This window comes from Mesorhizobium sp. USDA 4775 (assembly GCF_054062655.1).
Map to the genome: position 1 here is coordinate 5,407,202 of NZ_JBSSFM010000001.1, position 21,555 is coordinate 5,428,756.

The following is a 21,555-nucleotide window of genomic DNA, read 5'->3' on the forward strand; positions in this document are numbered from 1 at the left end:
AACGATGATCCGTGCCCTTCACCGCTGGCTGGGCTTGCCGGCCCTGGTTCTTCTGACGCTGCTCGCTGTCAGCGGTGCGGTGCTGTCCATCTTTCCGGCGGCCGAGCGGATTTCCGCACCTCAGGCGAAACAGTCGATGAGCGTTGCAGACCTTGCCGCGCGCATCCAGGCCGCCTTCCCGGGAGTCGAGCAGATCCGGCGTTCGCCCTCCGGTCGCTTCACCGCCTACTGGTTCGATGGCGGCACGCCGGCGTCCGCCGTCATCGATCCGGCGACCGGAACCGCTACAGCATCGGCCGATCCGAATCCGATGCAGCGCTGGCTCACCAACCTGCACCGCTCGCTGTTCCTTGACGACGCCGGCCGCATCGCCATGGCGGCGGGAGCGGCGGCTATGCTCGCCCTCGCTGTCTCCGGTTCCATGCTCGTCGCGCGACGCGCCGGCGGGTGGAGACGCTGGTTTGGCCCGCTTCGGGGACCTGTGGCAGGACGCGTCCATGTCGAGCTTGCGCGGCTCGCAGTACCCGGCCTCCTGCTGTCGGCAGCAACTGCGCTTTGGATGACGGCCTCGACCTTCGGGCTCCTTCCCGACAAGGCGGCCCTTGCGGAATTGCCTGCGGCAAGCGGCACAATTGGCGCGCAGCTGACATCGATGCCGCTGCTCACGGCGACGCCAGTCTCGAGCCTGCGCGAGCTGAACTTCCCCTATCAGGGAGACGCCACCGACGTCTTTACGCTCAAGACCGACACCGGTACCGGCTACCTCGACCAGGGAACCGGAGCAACGCTAGGCTGGTCCGGCCTGAGTGGCTGGACGCGTGTCTCCGAAACCATCTACATGATCCACACCGGACAGGGTGCCGCTCTTCTCGGCCTGCTTCTAGGGCTTTCGGCGCTTGCCGTCCCTGTCATGGGCGCCACCGGGCTCCTCATCTGGTTGGCGAACCTCAAGGGTCGCCCCACAATCCGCGACAATGCCGCACCGGCCCGCGCTGAGACGGTCATCCTGGTCGGAAGCGAGGGTGGCAGCACCTGGGGTTTTGCGGGGACACTTCACGCGGCGCTGACCAGCGCCGGGCAGCGCGTCCACACCGCGCCGATGTCGGCGTTCGACCCGGTCCGCTTTTCCAGCGCGCAACAGTACCTCATACTTGCCGCGACCTATGGCAATGGCGATCCGCCGGCGTCGGCGAAGGGGTTCCTCGATCGAGTGGCCGGACTTTCCGCCGCGCCACAGGCAAGACTGGCGGTGCTGGGCTTCGGCGATCGGAGCTTCCCGGGCTTCTGCGCCTACGCCAGGGCGGTTGCCGCTGCGGCGGAAGGCAAGAGCTGGCCGCTTCTGCTGCCTTTCGAAACGGTGGACCGCCAGTCGCCGCAGGGGTTCACCCGCTGGGGCCGTGCGCTCGGTGCTGCGCTCGGCGTCGACCTTGAACTGAATCACCAGCCGATCCTGCCCGAGACCAAGACGCTGACGCTGGTTTCGCGACGCGACTATGGCCATGAAGTCCAGGCTCCGACCGCGATCCTACGCTTTGCCCTGCCGCCCTTGGCCGTTTGGCAACGCCTGACGAGATACGGGTTCGCACGCTTCGAACCTGGAGATCTGCTCGGCATCGTGCCGGAGGGATCGCCCGTGCCGCGCTTCTATTCGCTGTCATCAGGCAGCCGGGACGGGTTCGTCGAGATCGTGGTGCGCAAGCATGTGGGAGGTATCTGCTCGGGCGAACTCATGGCACTCGAACCGGGCGGGACCGTCGCCTCCTTCATGCGCCGCAATCCCACGTTCCGTGTCAGACGCGACAGCGCTCCCCTGATCCTGATTGGAGCGGGCACCGGAATAGGACCGCTTGCCGGCTTCATCCGCGCCAATACCGCGCGGCGACCGATTCACCTGTTCTTCGGGATGCGACTTCCCGAAAGCGATTTCCTCTATCGCGAGGAACTCGAAGCCTGGGCGGCCGCTGGCAGGCTATCCAGCCTGTCCACGGCGGTCTCCCGCGGCGCGCGGCCACGATACGTTCAGGACGCACTGGCCGCTGAGCAGCTCGAAGTCGTCCGCGCAATACGCAAGGGGGCACGCGTCATGGTGTGCGGCGGGCGGCAGATGGCGCCCGGAGTGGCAGAGGCGATGGCGCGGATACTTGAACCGCTTGGCCTGTCCCCCGCAGTCTTGAAGGCACAGGGGCGCTATGTCGAAGATGTCTACTGATCTTGAGCGCCACGCCCTCAACGGGCCGACGATGGGCACGCGCTGGTCTGCGCTATTCCACGCTCCCTCCGGCTTCGACGTGAAAGCTCTCCGTGCGGCCCTGCAGGCCGGGGTCGATGAGGTCGATGCGCAGATGTCGACATGGAAACCCGACAGCGATCTGATGCGCCTCAACCGGGCGCCCGCGGAAGAGTGGGAGACGGTTCCGGGACGCCTTATGGACGTGATCCGGCTGGGACTGAGGATCGGCCGGGAAACGGGTGGTGCCTTCGACATCGGCATGGGCGACGCGGTGACCGCGTGGGGCTTCGGCCCGGTTGAAGCCAGTTCGGATCGAATCCGTAGCGCGATGCAGGCAAGGCGTTTGCCTGCCCCCGACGCGCTGGAGATCGATGGAGCCAGGGTGAGAAAGCGCGTACCAATTGCGCTCGACCTGAACGGCATTGCTAAGGGTTACGGCGTGGACCGTCTTGCCGAGATCCTCGGCAGCTTCGGAGTCCGCGACGGGCTCGTGGGCATCGATGGCGAGTTGCGGGCCATGGGCCTCAGGCCCGACGGTGAGGCCTGGACGGTCGCATTGGAGAAACCGGACCCGCAACGCCGCGCGCCGCATTCAATCCTCGCCTTGCAGGATTGCGCGGTAGCCACGTCCGGCGACTACCGCCACTGGGTCGAGGTACAAGGCCGACGTCTCTCACACACCATGGATCCGACACGCGGCGCACCACTTACCAAACCTCCGGCGTCGGTCACAGTCCTTGCGCCCACCTGCGCCGAGGCCGATGCTTGGGCGACCGCGCTCATGGTACTGGGCCCGGACAAGGGCGGTGATATTGCCCGACGACTGGGGATTGATGCCCTGTTCCTGCTTCGGGGTGAAGCAGATAGCATCGGCTCCTGCCGGATAGACTGTAGCAGCAAGGTGGTGATCAACTTGGAGGCATCGCGCCGTGGGAGACGCTGTAGTAGGTTTCCGAATATATGATGCTGAGTTAGATGAGGGCGAGGCGATTGCCATGAACGACGACCTCGAGACTCTGCAGCGGGAGACATTCGACTACTTCGCCCATGAGGCAAACCCAGCCAACGGTCTCGTTCGTGACAAGACCGAAGCCGACTGGCCCGCAAGCATCGCCGCCACCGGCCTTGCGCTGGGATGCTATCCAGTCGGGGTCAAGCGTGGCTTCATGAGCCGGAAGGCCGCGGTGGAGCGGACGCTAGCCACGCTACGCTTCTTCTGGAACAGCCCTCACGGTCCTGAGCCGGACGCCACCGGCTATCGCGGCTTCTATTATCATTTTCTCGACATGCAAACCGGCCGGCGGGCTTGGCGCTGCGAGCTGTCGACCATCGATAGCACCCTGCTGCTGGCGGGTGCATTGGCGGCTGCCACTTTCTTCGACCGGGACACAAAGGCCGAAACAGAAATCCGGACCTTGGCTGATGCGCTTTACCGTCGGGTCGACTGGCGCTGGGCGCTAAACAAAGGAAAGACCGTCACCCACGGTTGGACTCCCGAGGCTGGTTTCCTGAAGTATCGCTGGGAAGGTTACGATGAGGCGCTTCTGCTGTATGTCTTGGGCCTCGGCTCGCCGACCCACCCTCTGCCTTCCAGCAGTTATACGGCATGGACCGCTACATTCCGATGGCTGAATGTCTACGGTCACGACTATGTCTATGCGGGACCGTTGTTCATCCATCAACTTTCGCATGTGTGGATTGATCTTCGCGGTCTGCAGGACACTTACATGCGCGGCAAGGGAAGCGACTATTTCGAAAACAGCCGACGCGCCACTCTTGTCCAGCACCGCTACGCCTTGGAAAATCCACGCGGCTTCGACGGCTACGGAGAATACTGCTGGGGCATTACCGCTAGTGATGGCCCCGGGCCCTCCACGATCAAACTGAAAGGCATCGAACGCCGGTTCCTTGACTATGCCGCGCGTGGCGTTCCGTTTGGCCCCGACGATGGAACGCTCGCGCCCTGGGCAGCCGTCACCTCGTTGCCGTTTGCTCCGGAGATCGTGTTGCCGACAATCGCCTTCTGGATCCATAAGGCCAAGCTCAAGTCCAGCAGAACGTACGGTTTCGCGTCGTCCTTTAATCCGACGCACCCGCAGGGCAAAGCCAAAGGGGCGTTCGGCTGGTGGGTCTCACCTTGGCATTTCGGCCTCGACGAAGGCCCCATCGTATTGATGATTGAGAACGTGCGCACCGGACTATTATGGCGGTTGATGCGCTTGTGTCCGTACATTCGTGACGGCCTGCAACGGGCAGGTTTCGAGGGTGGTTGGTTGGATCAACTTCCCCACACCTGATGCAAACCTCAAGGGACTTGATTGAACTTCAGCCATCCGCCGCGTCGAAAATCCAGCTATTGCACACAGCTGTGGCCCGCATTTTCGCACTCATGCGCCAATCCTCATTAGCCAACAACCGCGGCCACTCCGGCCCTTTTTGTCGATATCTCGCCGGAAAACTCTCAGGCGAGAGGGCGGCCATCGAGTATAGCATCGTGCGAAGGATTGCAGAGCGTCGAGTGCTATTTCGGTACTCCACCGGATAATCGAGGGTGCACCCGACCCGAGTGTCCCGATCAGTTGCACGGTCACGTTTCGCTGTCCTGATGACGGCAAAAGCCCCTGGGGCAGACCAACGATGTCCTTCCTGGCCATTCAACAAGAGACTATGAGCAAAGAGCCTGCTTACGGCAGATTCACCCCGACAGCCGACGGGCAGTTTTCGGCCCCGCAACCGTCTAATGGGGTTTCTCCGGTGGCCAATCATGGCCGAAGGAGAAACGAAATGGGACACTCGTGCTACGACCTTGCCACCTCCGATCGCCGCGCATGGAATGCAGGCAAGAAGGTTGGAACGAAACGCCCTCTGAAACCTCGACAGATATGGGCGATACGCTTCTTTCTCGATCGGGAACGGCGTCTGCGAGACAGAGCGCTCTTCGATTTGGCGATCGACAGCAAGTTGCGCGGCTGCGATCTGGTCAAGATCAAAATCGGCCATCTTGTTGTAGGACCGGAGATCCGAACTCGCGCGATGGTCATCCAACAGAAGACCAGCCGACCTGTTCAGTTCGAGTTGATGAGCGACGCACGCTCCAGCCTTCTCGCATGGTTGCAGCGACGCGGCGGGACAGTAGAGGACTACGCATTTCCGAGTAGGATCGATCCAACGGCTCACATGAGCACAAGGCAGTATGCTCGCCTCGTCGACGAATGGGTCGAGGCGATCGGCCTTCGGCCAGAGGAATACGGCACTCATTCCCTGCGTCGCACCAAGGCTTCGATCATCTACAAAGCGACGGGAAATCTGCGAGCCATCCAGATCTTGCTCGGTCATACGAAGATCGAGAACACGGTCCGCTATCTGGGAGTCGATATAGAGGATGCTCTCGAACTTGCCGAGGCAACTGAGGTTTGATCAGGAGCGGCTCCACTTCACGAGTGGAGCCGTGACCAATTTGCGCCTCATGTCGGTCATTGCGGACTGTTATGCAGGTTCCTAAAAGCAGACACAATTTCTTCGGATTGACCGAGAGTGTACAATATAACCGTCCGTGCGCGAACCTTTGCCGAGTCGAGCGCAGCCAACAGATCGGTGCTTCGAACTCTACGCGATCCCCGAACTTGTCGGGATGCTTCGAATAAACCAACACCGGTGTTCGACGGATGTAAGTCCCAGTGTTTTCAACGTCATTGACAACAGTTGACGGTGATGGACGGCCACTAACCAAAAGATTTCTGTTGCTCTAGGGTGGTGTCTCATAACCTCAAGAATTTCGCGGGCGCCTATGTCTACCCAGCTGGTCAAAGATCAAATCAAGGCATTCCTGAAAACCGATACGCCCGAGGTGCTTTGCATTCGTGGCAACTGGGGAACGGGCAAAACCTACAACTGGCAAACCACGGTCAAGGCCCTCCGGAAAGACCCGAAGGCAGTCGCCCTGAAGGAGTATGCTTACGTCTCTCTATTCGGTGTCAGCTCCATTACTCAGATCAAGGCCGGCATTCTTCAGAACACGGTGGTCCGAGACAAGATCGGCGACCTGATCACGTCTGAGACGGTAAGCGAGGTGGTTTCGAGGGGTGAGAAAGGCCTCAAAACTAGCATTCTGAAGGTCTTCTCGCTTGGCGGGAGCGGCATTTTCGATGCGGCGTTATCTGCGCTGTCTCTGCTGTCGACCAATCAAATCATCTGCTTTGATGACCTGGAGAGGAAAGGCGCCGGGATAAGCGCTGGGGACATTCTGGGCTTCATGTCCTACCTCAAGGAAGAGCGCCGCTGCAAAGTCGTGCTGCTGTTGAATGACGAGGCGCTGAAGGGCGCCGACAAGGACCAGTTCACGTCCTACCTGGAGAAGGTAGTCGACATAAACCTGCGATTTGCGCCGACACCGGCCGAGAGCGCCAAGATTGCCATGGACGGCGTCGCGGGCGCCGATGCGCTTAAGGCAATGGTTAGCGAGCGGTCGGTCAAGCTGGGTATCGATAACGTGCGGGTCATCCGTAAGATATTCCGCCTGGTAGCGCTTATTGAGCCAATGCTGAAGGATTACCAGCCCGGCGTCCTAAAGAGCGTCGTAAGCTCGATCGTTCTCTTCGGATGGTGCCATTTTCAACCCGAGCTGTCGCCGTCGACGGAATATGTGAAACAGAGAGGTCTCTGGGAAACTGCCGCCGAGCGACAGAAGAAAAAGGAAGATCCTGTCGCCGAGAAGTGGTCACAGCTCTTGCGCAGCTACGGATACGGCCACACCGACGAATTTGACCTGGTGCTTATGGAGGGTGTCGCCGACGGCTATTTTGAGCAAGACAAGATTGATGCTCATGCCGCTGCCCTACACAAACGGGAGCAGGCTAGCGAGGCGCGCAGGGAACTGGATGTGGCGTGGGATAAGTTCCACTATTCCTTCCGTGACTCCCAGGACGAGGTGCTAGGGACGATGTACGGCGCCTTTATGAAGAATGCGGAGTTTCACAACTTAGGCGCCGTCACCGCACTTATCGACCTATTTCGGGAATTGGAGGGGCGAGAGCGTGCGGATAAAATGTTCGAGCGCTTTGTTGAGACCCACGAAGGGATTCCCGGCGCTTTCGATACGAGCAGCATGCTCCGGTTCGGCCACGAGATCCCCGAGGATATGAAGGAAAGAGTCGTCGAGCTAAATGCCGGTGAGGCGCCTAAATTGACGGTCGATGAATTGTTCCTGAAACTTGAACGTGACGGCTTCCATTCCAAAGTCGCCGACCGATTGGCTGAAGTTCCGGTTGACGAATATGTCCGTGTGTTGACCAGTTACGTCGGCGAGGACCTCGCCAAGATAAGACGTGGGCTCACGGCCGATCTGAATGTCATCAATCCCAACGAAGCGTCTATCCGCATTATGGAGCGCGCGGGAGAAGCACTAACCATTATCGCCAAGGAGAGCGGCTTTAATGCGCGGCGGGCAAGAGGGTGGAGGCTTATTGAACGACTGGAGGGGCCGAAGGTTGAACAGGAGGAAGAAGACGGCGTTGCGGCAGTTGCTGCTGAACGGGCACCGAAACCGGCGCGACCGGCACCGGCAAAGCCTGCGTCGAAGCGCAAGCCGCGGGGAAAAGCCGCGGAATGACGGCCCAGCGGTGGCGTCTCTCTCAGGCGCCACCGCTTTGGCCAACCGTTATCGCGCAGCCAGCAGGGCGAGTAGCGTGAATACAGATCCAACGAACACATTTTCAGCCAGGCTGGCAATGCGGTCCATTTTTGCGGGCTGAATACGTTCAGGCGCAAACATGTGGAATGCCATGGTCAGGCCGGACCAAAGCATCAGCATTGTCAGTATGGAAACGAGGGTCTCGGTGGTGATCAAACAGGGCTCCTATTGTTAGGTGAGGAGCTCTTTGGCGCGCGCGCTGAGAGGCCTCACCTGGTGAAGGTGAAAGCTCTCGACGGGGGCGCATCCTGCATGCGTACGATCGAGTAGACGTACTGGGTTGTAGGCGTTGAGCGCAACACGCTGCAGGACACTGCGTCGCACTTGATTAGTATGAAAGCGATATAGGCTCCGCGCCGTTCCCAAGCAAGCCCGTCAACGGCTGGGGGACTGTCAGGAATTCCGTGTGCGGGCGGGCATAATGGGTAAAAAGGATTCCCACTATGACCCGACGCAAAGAACCTGCGATACCGAATGATCTTCTCGACCAGCTTCTGGCAGGCGGGGCAGCCAGTGCTGCCTTCGAACAGGGCGGCCTGCTGGATACGCTCAAGAAGGCTCTGACCGAGCGCGCGCTGAACGCGGAGATGGACCATCATCTGGCGAGCGGCGAAGACGCTGGCAACACGCGCAACGGTTATGGCCGCAAGACGGTGACGACCGAGACCGGCAAGCTGGAGATCGATGTTCCGCGTGACCGCCAGTCGAGTTTCGATCCGCAACTGATCGCCAAGTACCAGCGCCGTTTTCCCGGCTTTGATGACAAGATCGTGTCGATGTACGCGCGTGGCATGAGCACCCGGGAGATCACCGGGCACCTGCGCGATCTGTACGGCATCGATGTGTCTGCGGACCTGATCTCAACGGTGACGGACGCCGTGCTCGACGAAGTCGCCACCTGGCAGCAAAGGCCGCTCGATCCGATTTACCCGCTGGTCTTCTTCGATGCGATCCGGGTCAAGATCCGCGATGAAGGGATGGTCCGCAACAAGGCCATCCACATCGCACTGGGCGTGCGCGCCGATGGTGCAAAGGAGGTGCTGGGCCTGTGGCTCGAGCAGAATGAAGGCGCCAAGTTCTGGCTGCGGGTGATGAACGAGCTCAAGAACCGCGGCACGGAGGATATCCTTCTGGCCGTCGTCGATGGCCTGAAAGGCTTCCCGGACGCGATCACCGCTGTGTTCCCGGAGGCGATCGTCCAGACGTGCATAGTCCATCTGCTGCGCAACTCGATGGACTTCGTGTCCTGGAAAGATCGCAAGAGCCTCGCCGGCGCACTCAAGGAAATCTACCGCGCCGTCGATGCCGATGCCGCCGAAAAGGCGCTGGCGGCGTTCGAGGCCGGCCCCTGGGGCCTGCGCTATCCCGCCATCGGCCAGAGCTGGCGGCGCGCCTGGGCCGAGGTCATTCCATTCTTCGCGTTCCCTGACGACGTCCGCCGGATCATTTACACGACGAACTCAATAGAGGCGTTGAACTCGAAACTTCGACGGGCTGTCAGGGCCAGGGGCCATTTCCCCAGCGACGACGCGGCGACCAAGCTGCTCTATCTGATCTTGAACCGATCCGAGAAAGAGTGGAAAATGCCGCCACGTGAGTGGACCATGGCCAAGGCCCAATTCGCTGTCATCTTCGGCGAGCGCTTCATCAGGGCAATGGCTGCATAATGTTCAACAGCCCGCCCGCACACGGAATTCCTGACAGTCCCACGGCTGGTCCCAAATTTATTTGCAACCCCGAGGCGTGTTCCGCCGCTCCAAACCGGCCGGGAGCTTGTTCGTCCACAGGTACCCCTTATGCTCGCCTTGGCAGCTGGCGTTGGGCGCCATGCGCAAACCCTTCAGGTCGGTTCAGTACGCCGTCATCACGCATGCGGCGCACTGTTTTGGACGGCGAGTTCTCCCAGCCACTGCCTTTGCCGCGATCGAGCGCGTAAGACGTCTGCATATCCTCCCACCGGCGCTGATTGAGGAAGGTGGCAGGGTCGGGGATGAAACGCCCCGCGCACGATTTCAGCGGCTGCCGACGCGCAGATCGTCGAGCTTGCGTTGCAGACGCAGCCGTTCGTTCTCCTTCTGACTCGCGACAATGGCTGCTTCCAGATCGTTGAGGGCATCCTTCTCGCCAAGCGCGCTGCGGATGTCGTGACGCAACTCGAGGAATTCGCTCCTAAAACGCTCGGCGGTGAGCTTGGCCAAGGCGCTGTCGACCCAGTTCAAGGCGCCGACGGCATCGCTTTGGCCAAGTCGGCATCGCGCCATCAGCCGTTCCAGCCACTCGGTGTCGAGGGTCGTCTTCTCCCTAAGGATAGTCTCGGCGTCCTCCGGCTTCCCCATGTCGATCAGCAACTCGGCATGGCGCTGGTGATGGAATTGCATGGGCTTGACGATAGCAAGGTAATGGGCACGCGCCTTCTCCCTCAATTCGGCGGCCGATGCCGGTGATAAACGAGCGGCCTCGCAAAAGATCTCGGCGCGGGCTGCCCGTTCCCGATCGGACTGCAGCCTTTCCAATTCCACCGCAGGCAAGCCATCGAAGATCGCCCGGAACATCTCTGGCCGCTCTAGGGAAATGTACCGACCAAGGGCGGCGAATGCGTCGAACGCGTGTTGCGCGCCGGCATTGGCGGCCGATACGATCGTCCGCTCGATCGAGGCGGCATGGCGGTCGATGAGCGCCGCACGCCACTGCCCGGAGCCTGATGGGAGGCGTTCGATGACCCCGAGGAGTACGGAATAGGTCAGGCCGTCGGTATCGGCGCCTGGCCCGAGCATCTCGTCCACCAGCTGCGTGGCCCTTGCCTCCTTCTCGGCTTGTCCCTTGTAAAGATCGACCAGTTGGAGGCGGGCCTCATGCAGCGGGAACGGGCCGGCAAGCACCTGTTCGAAAAGATCTGTGGCAGCCGCCCTATCCCCTAGGCGTTTCAGGGCTTTGCCCTTGTGGTGCAGCAGCTCTGCGGTCTCGCGCGGCGTCAGGTCCGGCAGCTGGAGCATTTGATCAAAAGCGACCAAACGGTCCCGAAGCGTTTGCTGGGCGGCGGGGTCGTGCCGCTCCTTGTCGTAGAGAAAGAGCTGCTCGATGGACTCAATCACCATGTTGATCTCGAGCGGTCCTGGTTTGCGGCCAGCCATCTGTCGCACGGCTTCCATAGGTTCTCCGACCAGCTGCGGCTTGGTCTCCAGGGCGTCCCACGTGGTCAATAACGCGAAGAGGAAGCTGGGCGGCGTGCCGCCGTGTGCGACCATATCTTCCAGCTTGGGCAGGAGGACGCGAGCATTGCGCCAAAGATTTAGACCTTCGCCACGGGAGGCTTCGACGAGATAAGTGTCCAGCAGATGTTCGAGCTCGACAGCGCGCTCGTTTGTGCACCAACTTCCGTCGAGGGAGGCGTGGACCACTTCGTGCAGGCGGATGGCCCTGTTGCGATCCGGCGCAGTGAGGCTGTTCCCCTTCAACTTTCGGATGCCCAGCGGCTTGATCGCGAAACTGAGGAAATCCTCGTCGCAAACAGGCAGGCCCGACCAGGCGAACACCGACAATTCCCGCATCAGCGATGGTCTCAACCGCTCGAGCAGGACGTCGGTCAATCGCCGGCCGCCGGCTTCCATTTCGCCGATGGCCTCGCAGTCTTCGAGGATCTCGTCCCACGTCGCTCTTTCGTTCACCGCGGCCAGGATGAGGGAAAGCGTCAGCGGATGTCCTTTCACCGTTCGCCAGATCGTATCGAACACCGCCTCCGGGCACTTGACCGGCGCAAGCCCCAGGAGTGCCCAGGACTGGCTTCGATCCAGCATGGGTAGGTTGAACGTATGCGCATCGGTTGAGCGTCGGGTCAGAAGGACGTGGGTGCCCTTGCCGCAGATCCTCTCCAAGGCCATCATATCCAGATTTGCTGGGGCATCGTCGATCACCAGCAAGCAGCGCAACGTCTGCATCAATCCCACAATGTTGCGGCTTTCGCCTGCGCGCAGTAGTGGGACCGCCTGCAGATCATCCACTCTGCGAATTTCGTCGCCGTCCAGCCAGATGCGGACTTCGTATTCGTCCTGATGCCGATGAGCGAAAGCCTGAGCGGTCGCAGTCTTCCCCAGACCGCCTACTCCGCCGATGGCCAGAACGGGTATTTGTTTCAGTCGGTCGGCTATCGCCGCGTCAATTTCGTCTCGAGGCAACCAGCTGGCAAGTGGCTCTGGCACCAGTCGGCTCGCCGCTTCCTCCTCCCGAATGCGCTCCAGATCCGGAAGGTACGGGGAGAGCTTGCGGACCACCGCATCGCTCAGGATCAGATGGTCGACCAACTGCGTCGCGATCTCCACCGCGCCCCAGAGATAAAGAGTCCTGCCTGCCATCTCCGGCAGGCCGAGGACCGCACGTTCGAAGTCCTGCGCGATCTGCGGTCGGCTCGGCTGCCCGGATAAAAGGAAGATCTTTTCGGCACGGGGCGCGCCACCCAGAGCGTGGGCAAGATCGCCGCGCGCCTTGTCCATGTCCCCGCTGAAGTAGTCCTTGCGGTCGGAGTACTCAACCACGACTTTCCCGTCGCCGTTCGTACTATCCACGACGCCTGCGACAGGATAGCCGAGCAGGTTCAGTCCCCGGTGGTCCAACGGCAGCTCAAGCAGGGCCTGAACGAACAGGCCGCCGAACCTCTCGAAATCGGTTGCTATGTAACCGATCCCGTTCGCCAGCCGGCTGATCAGAGCGGTGCGGCGCTTCGGGTTCATACAGCTCCCCAGAATAAAGGTTGATCGCGATCGCGGTCCGTTGGGCGGAAGTGCCATCGCGTCAGGAGTTCGGAAGGTCTACGACTGATGCCGCGTTGTCCATGCAATTTCGGCTTCGACCACCTGCAGCCGGTCGAAGCCCCTACGCGCCGTTCGGTCGTCAGGGTTATCTGGTTCGACGTCACGGCGAGCGAAACCAAATGGCAGGTTTCAGCGTGAGGCAGACCCAGAACGGCAGCTTACCGCGGAGCGTGTACCAGAACCGGACCGTCCAGACACGGCCCCTGACAAGACGTTCAAAAGCTCAATGCCAAGCGATGTCAGCGAGCCGCGCGCCCTCACCCCCCAGCCAACCTCGGCAGCAAAAAAATCTCCGCCCCCGGCGGCAGCTTCTTCGACCACGTATCGCGATAGATCGTCCCGTCGATCGCCACCGCAATGCCGCGATCGATCCATGGCTCAAACCCGGGATACTGTTCAGCCAGTTTCCTGAACAGCTCCCTGATGTCCTTGGCTTCGACCTCGACCTTGCTCTTGCCGCCGGCGAGCTGGCCGAGCGCGCCCCAAAGGGTGACTTCGACCATCGCCGCTATGGTGTGCTGATATTCAGGTGAGGCCGGCCTGCAAATGGCAGGTTCCTGCGCTTCCGGTGCTCACGTACTTCAAGTACGCTCCGCTCCGGTTCTCGGAACCCGCCACTTTCGGCTCGGCCTGACCTGAATCTCAACACACCTTACCCCTAGCTTTCGCCCTATTCTCCCCGTTCCGCCTCGATCGCCGCCAGGATGCGCGGCGGCGACATCGGGATGTGGGTCATGCGCACGCCGGCGGCGTTCGACACCGCGTTGGCGATCGCCGCCAGCGGCGGCACGATCGAGGTTTCGCCGACGCCGCGCACGCCATAGGGGTGGTTGGGGTTGGGGATTTCCAGGATCTGCGTGTCGATCATCGGCAGGTCGGAGCAGACCGGGATGCGGTAGTCGAGGAAGCCGGCGTTCTGCAGCCTTCCGTCCTTGCCGTAAATATATTCCTCGTTGAGCGCCCAGCCGATGCCTTGCGCGGCACCGCCCTGGTACTGGCCCTCGACATAGGTCGGGTGCACCGCCTTGCCGGCATCCTGCACCACCGTGTAGCGGATCACCCGGGTCGACCCGGTCTCGGGGTCGACCTCGATGTCGCATATATGGGTGGCGAAGGAGACGCCGGCGCCGTCGGCGACGAGCTCGCTGTGGCCGGCGATCGGCCCGCCGGTCTTGCCGGATTCGGCCGCGATCTCCTTCAGCGACAGCTTGCCGAGATTGCCGTGCTTCTCGCCCTTGGCGACAGCGTGGCCCTGTTCCCAGACCACGTCGTCGACGGAAATGTCCCACATCTGCGCGGCACGCTCGCGCAGGATTTTTATCGCGTTGCGGGCGGCCGAGATGGTCGCCATCGAGGAGGAGAAGGTGCCGCGGCTGCCGTCGGTCATGTCGTTGTAACCGAGCGAAGACGTGTCGGCGACCACCGCCTTGAGCTGGGCATAGTCGATGCCGAGCTCCTCCGCCGCCACCAGCGACAGCGACGCGCGCGAGCCGCCCACGTCCACCGTGCCGACGGCGAGCGACACCGAGCCGTCCATGCCGATGTTGAGGTCCACGCAGGTCTGGCCGCCGAAATTGAACCAGAAGCCGCAGGCCATGCCCCTGCCCTGGTTCTTCTTGAGCGGCGCCTTCATGTGTGGATGGTGCTTCACCGCTTCCAGCGTCGGACCGATGCCGATCGGGCCGTAGACCGGGCCGTAGGACGAGCGCGTGCCTTCCTGCGCGGCGTTCTTGATGCGGAAGTCGACCGGATCCATGCCGAGCTCCTTGGCGAGCTCGTCGACCGCACTTTCCACCGCGAAGGCCGCCATCGGAGCCGACGGCGCGCGATAGGCCGCGGTCTTGGGCCGGTTGACCAGCACTTCGTAGCCGACAGTCTTGACGTTATCGAGCTTGTAGCAGGCGAACGCCGTCATGGCGCCGATCTCGGCCCAGGAGCCGGCATAGGGGCCGGCGCTGTAGCGCAGCGTCGCTTCCGCCGCGGTGATGGTGCCGTCCTTGCGGGCGCCGATCTTGACGTCGATCGAGGTGGCGCTGGTCGGACCCGAGGCGCGGAACACCTCGTCGCGGGTCATGACCAGCTTCACCGGCCGGCCGGCCTTGCGTGACAAGGCAAGCGCCACCGGCTCGGCCCAGACATGCGTCTTGCCGCCGAAACCGCCGCCGATCTCGGAGGAGGTGACGCGCAGCTTCGAGGCTTCCATGCCGAGCAGCTGGGCGCAATGCTGGCGGTAGACGAAATGGCCCTGCGTGCAGACCCAGAGGTCCGCGGTGCCGTCGGACGAGACGCTCGCCACGCAGGCATGCGGCTCGATATAGCCCTGGTGCGTCTGCTCGGTCTTGAAGGAGCGCTCGACGATGAAATCGGCGTGGCCGAAACCCTGATGGACATCGCCGTGGCCGAACTGGCTGCGCTTGGTGACGTTGGAGGGCTTTACCGGCTTTTCCTCCAGCCCCTCGGTGAAGATCGTGTCGTTGATCAGCGGCGCATGATGCTGCATCGCCTCATCGACATCGGTGACATGCGGCAGGATTTCGTACTCGACCTCGATCAGCTTCAGCGCTTGCCTTGCCGTGCGGGCATCTATCGCCGCGACGGCGGCCACCGCATGGCCGTCATAGAGCGCCTTGGTGCGCGCCATGCAATTGTCGAGGATGTCGTACATGGCGGCATCGCCATCGGTGAGGTCGGGCAGGTCTTTCGCCGTGATCACCGCCTTCACGCCGTTCAGCTTTTCCGCCTTCGACGTGTCGATCTTGAGGATTTTCGCATGCGCATGCGGGCTGCGCAGCACGCGCCCGACCAGCTGGCCGGCCATGTTGAAGTCGGCGCCATAGCGGGCGCGGCCCGTCACCTTGTCGACGCCGTCGGGGCGGATGGGGCGCGTGCCGACGGATGCGAATTTACGCCCGGAAAAACGCGGATCGAAATTCATCTTCAGGCTCCCTTCATCACAATTGCGGCGTCCTGGACGGCGCGCACGATCTTGTCATAGCCGGTGCAGCGGCAGAGGTTCCCGGCGAGACCGAAGCGGATTTCCTCCTCGGTCGGGTCGGGGTTTTTCGCCAAAAGGTCCTTGGCCGCGATCAGGAAGCCCGGCGTGCAGATGCCGCATTGCAGCGCCGCGTGCTCGAGGAATTTCTGCTGCAGCGTATGCAGCTGGTCGCCATGCGCCATGCCTTCGACGGTCTCGATGCGCCGGCCTTCGGCCTCGGCGCCGAGCACCAGGCACGAGCAGACCAGCCGGTCGTCGAGGATGATGCTGCAGGCGCCGCAGTCGCCGGTGCCGCAGCCTTCCTTGACGCCGGTCAGGCCGAGCCGGTCGCGCAGCACGTCGAGCAGCGTCTCGTCAGGCTGGCAGAGATATTCTGTATTGTCGCCGTTGATTGTCGTCGAGACTGCAATGCCAGCCATTATTTGCCTCCTGCACGTGCGTAGGCGGTCGTTGCGGCTCTCCTGGCCAGCACGCCCGCGACTTTCCGTCTGAATTCGATGGTACCGCGCTTGTCGTCGATCGGGCGGCAGGCGCCGGCGCAGACTTTGGCCAGCCGCTCCAGCGCTGCCTCGTCGAGCTTCCTGCCGATAAGCGCCTCGGCGGCCTCGTCGACCAGCAGCACGGTCGGTGCCGCCGCGCCCAGCGCCACGCGGGCCGCCGTGACGACGCCATGCTCGTCGATCGTCAGGTTCACCCCGGCGCTGACCACGGCGATGTCCATCTCGGTGCGCGGAATGAAGCGCAGATAGGCATCGCCCGAACGCGGCGAGCGCTTGTCGAGCAGGATCGCCTCGATGATCTCGCCCTTGGCGAGCGATGTCTTGCCCGGCCCGATCGGCACGGCCTCAACGGCAATGGTGCGCTTGCCCGAGGGTCCGGCAATCACCGCCTTGGCGCCCGCGGCCACCAATGCCGGCACGCTGTCGGCGGCCGGCGAGGCGTTGCACAGATTGCCGGTGATGGTGCAGCGTCCCTGCACCTGCTTGGAGCCGATCAGCTTGGCCGCCTCGACGACGCCCGGCCATGATTTCTTCAGGGCGGCATTCTCGCCCAGCACGGCGCAGGGAACGGCAGCACCGATGCTGAAGCCGTCGGCGGTTTCGCGGATGTCGCTCAAGCCGGCGATCGACTTGATGTCGACGATCAGGTCGGGCTCGACGAAGCCCCCCTTCATCCTCACCAAGAGGTCACTGCCTCCGGCCAGAATGGCTGCCGTGCCAGCCGATCCGGCCAATTGGCCGACGGCATCTTCGATTGAAAGCGGACGTATGTAGCGCATCGTCTCCCCTTGGATATCGCGATTTCAGCGACCGTTATAAACACTCTCCTCATAATGGCTATCGGGTTCGTCGTTTGCGACGATTGGTCCAGCCACCGTAAAATCGAGTCCCAAATCGACCTGTTTTGCCCTACGCCTTCGTGACAGGCCCGTGGCCGGGTTCTCGAAAAATTTGCGAGCCCGTGTCGGATCGGTCAAGCCCCGTTCGTCCTTGGGACATCGAACTGGCATCATGAAAGGACACGATATGCCCGGTACCGTACGTTTGCACCGCGTTCTCACCACCAGCCCGCAAAAGGTCTATCGCGCCTTCGTCGAAGCCGACGCGCTGGCGAAATGGCTTCCGCCGAACGGCTTCACCTGCACGGTCGATCATCTCGAGGCCAAGGTCGGCGGCACGTTCAAGATGTCGTTCCGCAACTTCACCACGGGCGGCAGCCATGCCTTCGGCGGCGAATATCTCGAACTCGTCCCGGGCGAGCGCCTGCGCTACACCGACAGGTTCGACGACCCCAATTTGCCCGGCGAGATCCAGGTGACCGTGATCCTGAAAAAGGTGTCGGTCGGCACCGAGATCGACATCACCCAGGCCGGCATTCCCGACGTCATCCCGGTCGAGGCCTGCTATCTCGGCTGGCAGGAGTCGCTGCGGAACCTGGCAAAGCTGGTCGAGCCGGAGATCAATCAGTAAGGCCAGTCCAGAAACTGCGTAGCGCCGCCGCCGATGACATGCCCATCGGCGGCGGTTGTGCGTCGAGGGCCTTGACCGTGCGATCGCGTGCGTGAAATCCTCCCGGCCAAAGGGAGGATTTTTCATGCGACGTCTTCTGCTCGTGCTTCCCGCCCTGCTACTGGCCACCTCCGCCGAAGCCAGGACCATCTACTACGGCAACAAGGTGGGAATGGAACTCACCATCGTCAAAAGGTCGGGCATCGGCTCCGAGCACGCCAGCATCCTGGCCAAGCACAACAGGCAGAAGGCCGGCGTCTACTGCCGCGAATATGGCCACGATTTCTCCCAGGAGTGCATAGACGCGGAAATGAAGTCGCCGCTGCATTTCGAGATCACCGCCAACTGCAAGACCGGCAAATTCACCACTTTCTATGGCGGCAACATGCTGTTCCAGGGCCGCAACAAGGGCACGCAGGTGACGACGGACTATTTGATCACATCGATCGATGACAATGTGGTGCTCGATGGCTCCGGCGCCTCGTCATACGATGTGACGCTGGACCAGTTCAAAGCGCTCTGCCCCAATCGCGTGCGCTAGCGGCGTTTGCGACACTGTGCCGATCGGAACAAACGGAGGCGCAAACGCATGACCCTGACCAACCGGGATATCGTCGAGCTGACCGAATGGCGGCGCAAGCTGCACCGGCAGCCGGAAATCTCCAATGAGGAGGAAAAGACGGCGAAGGAAGTCGTCTCCTTCCTCGCCGACACCGGGCCGGACAAGGTCCTGACCGGCCTCGGCGGGCATGGCGTGGCGGCCGTCTACGACAGCGGCAAGGCCGGGCCGACCGTGCTGTTCCGCTCCGAACTCGACGCGCTGCCGATCGAGGAACTTTCCGGCGTGCCGCATGCCTCGCAAGTGCCGGGGAAGTCGCATATGTGCGGCCATGACGGGCACACCGCGATCCTGGCCGCCCTTGGCCGCCAGCTCGGGCGCGAGCGCCCGGCCAGCGGCCGCGTCGTGCTGATGTTCCAGCCGGCGGAAGAGACCGGCAATGGCGCGGCCGGCGTCGTCGCCGATCCGCGTTATGGCGAGATCGCGCCGGATTTCGCCTTCTCGCTGCACAACCTGCCCGGCGTGCCGTTCGGCGAGGTCAGGCTCAAGCCCGGCGTGGTCAACTGCGCCTCGCGCGGCATGCGCATCGTGCTCGAGGGCAAGACCGCGCATTCCTCCATGCCCGAGACCGGCATTTCGCCGATGCCGGCGATCTCGGAGCTGATGCCGGCGCTGCCCGCGCTCGGCCGCGCCACCTTCGCCGACGACGATTTTTCCATGGTCACCGTCACCCATGCCGCGATGGGCGAAGCCGTGTTCGGCATCGCGCCCGCGCATGCCGAGGTGTGGGCGACGCTGCGCACCCGCCGCGACGAGCGCATGGCGGATCTGTGCGCCGCCGCGCAAGCGCTGGTCACCGAGATCGCGGCCCGCCATCGCCTCTCCGCACGCTGGGATTATCACGAGATCTTCGTCGCCAGCGTCAACGCGCCGGACGCGGTGGAGCACCTGCAACGCGCGCTCGACGAGGAAGGCGTCGTGCATGGGCAGGAAGCCCTGCCGATGCGCGCCTCGGAGGATTTCGGCCTGTTCGGCCATAGCGCGAGATCGGCGATGTTCTTCCTCGGTGCCGGCGAACGGCACCCTTCCCTGCACAATCCCGACTATGATTTTCCCGACGACCTGATCCCGATCGGCTCGAGGATCTTCATGCGCACGGCGCGCAATCTGCTGGGGTGAGTTCGCCCGCCTCTATGCGGACCTGAGGAACGGACGCTTCTGGACGCCCCGCCTTGCCTGGAAGCTCGCGGCGGGAACCGGACGGCCAACGCGAAAACCCTGGATCCTGTCGATGCCGAACTCGCGCATCAGCGCGATCTGCTCGTCGGTTTCCACGCCTTCGACCAGGATCTGGTGGCCGCGATTGCGCACCAGCGCGATGATGTCCTGCAGCATGGCCATGCCTTTCGGCGTGCCGCAATCGTGCAGGAACGAGCGGTCGATCTTCACCGTGTCGAAATCGATCAGACGCAGCCACGAAAGGCCGGCGAAGCCGGTGCCGAAATCATCGAGCCAGATCTTGATGCCAAGCAGCTTCAGGTCGCTGATGCAGCGCAGGATGTCCGAGTGCATCTCCATCTCGAGACCTTCGGTGATCTCGAAGGCCAGCCTGTTGCCGGTCACGCCCGTCTCGCCCAGAATGGTCGCGACGGACGCGGCGAAGCCAGGCGTCTTGAGCTGGATCGGCGAGACGTTGACACTGACGAGAGGGACGTGATCGTCCGCCAGCAGCTCGGTGCACACCGTCCGTATTGCCCAGCGGCCGAGTTCCAGGATCGCGCCGGTGCGTTCCGCCACGGGAATGAACAGGCTCGGTGGAACCAGGGTTCCGTCCAGCATCTTGAGACGCATCAGCGCCTCCACCGCTTCGACGCGGCCCGACACGACATCCTGGATGGGCTGGTAGACGAGTGAAACGAGGCCCTGGCCGATCGCGATCTTCAGCAGCGCAGCGAGGTTCTCGCTCTCGTCGCTGCTCTGCGGATCGGTCGGGTCGAACAGCCTGGCACAATTGCGGCCGCTGGCCTTTGCCAGATAGAGCGCGCGATCCGCCTCGTGGATGATCTTCTCCAGCTTGGCGCCGGCCTGCGTCCTGGTGAACGCAGCACCCACGCTCGCCGTCACGATCGAAATACCGTCGCGCCGCAACTCATGGGTGATCGCCAGGGTCTCCACCGTGCGGCAAATGGCTTCCGCCAGTTCCGCGACCTGGTCCTTCTTGTCCATGCGGGCGAGCACGATGAATTCCTCGCCGCCATAACGCCCAATCGAGCCATTGTAGTCCCTGATCAGGTCGCTCAGCGCGTTGGCGACATGGATCAGGCAGCGGTCGCCTTCCTGGTGGCCGTAGCAGTCGTTGAACTTCTTGAAGAAGTCGACGTCGATGAGGATGGCCGCGAAGCCGTTGCCAAGCTTCTGCCAGTCGCTCCAGTAATCGCGCAGCTTCTCGTCGATCGCGCGCCGGTTTTCCAGGCCGGTGAGCGGATCCGTCCGCGACAGTCTGAGCAGGGCCTTGCCGCGTTCGGTGGCCTCCTTGTGCTGGATCTTGGCTTCCAGCGCGTTCAGGAAGACGTTGTAGCGCTCTTCATTCAGCTTCCAGTTCACATAGGAGGTGAAGGTGAAGCACGAAACATAGAACGTCCCGAACACCATCTTGTATGACAGCGAGGCGGGCAGGAAATAGTTCACCACGTACAGGATGCACAATATGATCGTCGACGTTATGATCGACACTTTGAAGCTGAACGTGAAAAATAGATTGGCACTCATCATGAAAATGGTGCCGAACACCATGTAGTAGGCAACGGTTTCCTTGTTGGCGCCCAGGGATGCCGGGAACAACCAGCCGACATAGCCGAAGATGATCGCCGCGGCGCAGGTCACGTCGAGCCACTCCGTCGCCACGCCCCGGCGAAGCTGTGCTTCCAGGGTCAGCAGAGCGGCCAATCCGACCGCGAAGCGCGCCGTGACCGTGTAGGCCGCCACGTCAGGTATCAGCAGCAGGTCCGATACCGAAAACAGCACGTAGATGACGACGGCGATCCAGAGCCCAGGCCTGGCGTCTTTCCGTCGCTTCGCCAGGGCTTCGGCGCGGTAAAGGATGCGCAGTTCCGCCGCCCCCAGTTCCTGGCGCGGATCATACGGCTCCACATCAACCGTATCGGCCGATCTGGACGACGCGCGTTCGCTCACAAATCCCAGTGTTGGGGGATTTTGCGCTCCGAACTCTTTTCCAGCTTCTGCCCCCACGCAGGACGACTCCTTGGGA

General features: G+C 62.3%; 16 protein-coding genes. 9 read left to right on the plus strand and 7 right to left on the minus strand.

Translation table 11 applies throughout. The features are described from left to right. Positions 1–4 precede the first annotated feature (4 nt). The 5 genes from ACVILI_RS26525 to ACVILI_RS26545 all read left to right on the plus strand — a co-directional run bounded on the left by ACVILI_RS26525 (position 5) and on the right by ACVILI_RS26545 (position 7,838). The gene (locus ACVILI_RS26525; protein ID WP_457102652.1) at positions 5–2,209 is read left to right on the plus strand and encodes a PepSY domain-containing protein; all 2,205 of its coding nucleotides are present in this window, start codon (positions 5–7) and stop codon (positions 2,207–2,209) included. Continuing rightward, the gene (locus tag ACVILI_RS26530; protein ID WP_084791628.1) at positions 2,190–3,194 is read left to right on the plus strand and encodes an FAD:protein FMN transferase; all 1,005 of its coding nucleotides are present in this window, start codon (positions 2,190–2,192) and stop codon (positions 3,192–3,194) included. The genes ACVILI_RS26525 and ACVILI_RS26530 overlap by 20 nt, the downstream gene beginning before the upstream one ends. A gap of 31 nt (positions 3,195–3,225) precedes the next feature. After that, complete coding sequence (locus ACVILI_RS26535; protein ID WP_240564854.1) at positions 3,226–4,527, plus strand: glucoamylase family protein; 1,302 nt, start codon at positions 3,226–3,228, stop codon at positions 4,525–4,527. A 487-nt stretch (positions 4,528–5,014) separates the two neighbouring features. Next, positions 5,015–5,647 (plus strand): tyrosine-type recombinase/integrase, encoded by a 633-nt coding sequence (locus ACVILI_RS26540; RefSeq protein ID WP_038648540.1) that lies wholly within the window; start codon positions 5,015–5,017, stop codon positions 5,645–5,647. 370 nt (positions 5,648–6,017) lie between these two features. Further along, on the plus strand, positions 6,018–7,838 hold the full coding sequence (locus ACVILI_RS26545) for a hypothetical protein (protein ID WP_051726850.1): 1,821 nt from the start codon (positions 6,018–6,020) through the stop codon (positions 7,836–7,838). A gap of 48 nt (positions 7,839–7,886) precedes the next feature. On the opposite strand, the gene ACVILI_RS26550 is transcribed toward ACVILI_RS26545, so the two are convergent. Then, a complete protein-coding gene (locus ACVILI_RS26550; protein ID WP_148307410.1) occupies positions 7,887–8,075 on the minus strand; it encodes a hypothetical protein in 189 nt (62 codons plus the stop codon). 287 nt (positions 8,076–8,362) lie between these two features. Here ACVILI_RS26550 and ACVILI_RS26555 point away from each other — a divergent pair, with 287 nt between their 5' ends. Beyond that, the gene (locus tag ACVILI_RS26555) at positions 8,363–9,586 is read left to right on the plus strand and encodes an IS256 family transposase (protein WP_038649879.1); all 1,224 of its coding nucleotides are present in this window, start codon (positions 8,363–8,365) and stop codon (positions 9,584–9,586) included. A gap of 345 nt (positions 9,587–9,931) precedes the next feature. Here the strand turns inward: ACVILI_RS26555 and ACVILI_RS26560 are convergent, their stop codons facing one another. The 5 genes from ACVILI_RS26560 to ACVILI_RS26580 all read right to left on the minus strand — a co-directional run bounded on the left by ACVILI_RS26560 (position 9,932) and on the right by ACVILI_RS26580 (position 16,998). Further along, positions 9,932–12,643: an NB-ARC domain-containing protein gene (locus ACVILI_RS26560; RefSeq protein WP_038648542.1), complete on the minus strand. Its 2,712-nt coding sequence runs from the start codon at positions 12,641–12,643 to the stop codon at positions 9,932–9,934. 338 nt (positions 12,644–12,981) lie between these two features. Continuing rightward, positions 12,982–13,227 carry a MoaD/ThiS family protein gene (locus ACVILI_RS26565; protein WP_038648544.1) on the minus strand — a complete coding sequence of 82 codons (246 nt, stop codon included), beginning with the start codon at positions 13,225–13,227 and terminating at the stop codon, positions 12,982–12,984. Positions 13,228–13,394: 167 nt separating this feature from the next. Further along, entirely contained in the window at positions 13,395–15,659 is a 2,265-nt protein-coding gene (locus ACVILI_RS26570; protein WP_019859699.1) for a xanthine dehydrogenase family protein molybdopterin-binding subunit, read from the minus strand. Between the two features lie 2 nt (positions 15,660–15,661). Next, positions 15,662–16,138, minus strand: a complete 477-nt coding sequence (locus ACVILI_RS26575; protein ID WP_038648546.1) for a (2Fe-2S)-binding protein — start codon at positions 16,136–16,138, stop codon at positions 15,662–15,664. Beyond that, entirely contained in the window at positions 16,138–16,998 is an 861-nt protein-coding gene (locus ACVILI_RS26580; RefSeq protein ID WP_038648548.1) for an FAD binding domain-containing protein, read from the minus strand. The genes ACVILI_RS26575 and ACVILI_RS26580 overlap by 1 nt, the downstream gene beginning before the upstream one ends. Before the next feature lie 247 nt (positions 16,999–17,245). On the opposite strand from ACVILI_RS26580, the gene ACVILI_RS26585 reads away from it, so the two are divergent. The 3 genes from ACVILI_RS26585 (at position 17,246) to ACVILI_RS26595 (ending at position 19,466) form a co-directional block, all read left to right on the plus strand. Next, a complete protein-coding gene (locus ACVILI_RS26585; RefSeq protein ID WP_038648550.1) occupies positions 17,246–17,689 on the plus strand; it encodes an SRPBCC family protein in 444 nt (147 codons plus the stop codon). Between the two features lie 124 nt (positions 17,690–17,813). Further along, a complete protein-coding gene (locus ACVILI_RS26590) occupies positions 17,814–18,269 on the plus strand; it encodes a hypothetical protein (RefSeq protein ID WP_038648553.1) in 456 nt (151 codons plus the stop codon). A gap of 48 nt (positions 18,270–18,317) precedes the next feature. After that, positions 18,318–19,466, plus strand: a complete 1,149-nt coding sequence (locus ACVILI_RS26595) for an amidohydrolase (protein ID WP_240564852.1) — start codon at positions 18,318–18,320, stop codon at positions 19,464–19,466. Between the two features lie 12 nt (positions 19,467–19,478). Here ACVILI_RS26595 and ACVILI_RS26600 read toward each other — a convergent pair whose 3' ends face one another. Continuing rightward, the gene (locus ACVILI_RS26600) at positions 19,479–21,479 is read right to left on the minus strand and encodes a putative bifunctional diguanylate cyclase/phosphodiesterase (protein WP_038648554.1); all 2,001 of its coding nucleotides are present in this window, start codon (positions 21,477–21,479) and stop codon (positions 19,479–19,481) included. Positions 21,480–21,555: the final 76 nt, after the last annotated feature.

What these genes read in the sequence shown, in the direction of transcription:
- ACVILI_RS26560 (WP_038648542.1), bottom strand. Translation starts at nt 12,643, where the DNA reads ATGAACCCGAAGCGCCGCACCGCTCTGATCAGCCGGCTGGCGAACGGG.
- ACVILI_RS26585 (WP_038648550.1), top strand. Translation starts at nt 17,246, where the DNA reads ATGCCCGGTACCGTACGTTTGCACCGCGTTCTCACCACCAGCCCGCAA.
- ACVILI_RS26545 (WP_051726850.1), top strand. Translation starts at nt 6,018, where the DNA reads ATGTCTACCCAGCTGGTCAAAGATCAAATCAAGGCATTCCTGAAAACC.
- ACVILI_RS26570 (WP_019859699.1), bottom strand. Translation starts at nt 15,659, where the DNA reads ATGAATTTCGATCCGCGTTTTTCCGGGCGTAAATTCGCATCCGTCGGC.
- ACVILI_RS26575 (WP_038648546.1), bottom strand. Translation starts at nt 16,138, where the DNA reads ATGGCTGGCATTGCAGTCTCGACGACAATCAACGGCGACAATACAGAA.
- ACVILI_RS26530 (WP_084791628.1), top strand. Translation starts at nt 2,190, where the DNA reads ATGTCGAAGATGTCTACTGATCTTGAGCGCCACGCCCTCAACGGGCCG.
- ACVILI_RS26535 (WP_240564854.1), top strand. Translation starts at nt 3,226, where the DNA reads ATGAACGACGACCTCGAGACTCTGCAGCGGGAGACATTCGACTACTTC.
- ACVILI_RS26525 (WP_457102652.1), top strand. Translation starts at nt 5, where the DNA reads ATGATCCGTGCCCTTCACCGCTGGCTGGGCTTGCCGGCCCTGGTTCTT.
- ACVILI_RS26595 (WP_240564852.1), top strand. Translation starts at nt 18,318, where the DNA reads ATGACCCTGACCAACCGGGATATCGTCGAGCTGACCGAATGGCGGCGC.
- ACVILI_RS26565 (WP_038648544.1), bottom strand. Translation starts at nt 13,227, where the DNA reads ATGGTCGAAGTCACCCTTTGGGGCGCGCTCGGCCAGCTCGCCGGCGGC.
- ACVILI_RS26590 (WP_038648553.1), top strand. Translation starts at nt 17,814, where the DNA reads ATGCGACGTCTTCTGCTCGTGCTTCCCGCCCTGCTACTGGCCACCTCC.
- ACVILI_RS26580 (WP_038648548.1), bottom strand. Translation starts at nt 16,998, where the DNA reads ATGCGCTACATACGTCCGCTTTCAATCGAAGATGCCGTCGGCCAATTG.
- ACVILI_RS26540 (WP_038648540.1), top strand. Translation starts at nt 5,015, where the DNA reads ATGGGACACTCGTGCTACGACCTTGCCACCTCCGATCGCCGCGCATGG.
- ACVILI_RS26555 (WP_038649879.1), top strand. Translation starts at nt 8,363, where the DNA reads ATGACCCGACGCAAAGAACCTGCGATACCGAATGATCTTCTCGACCAG.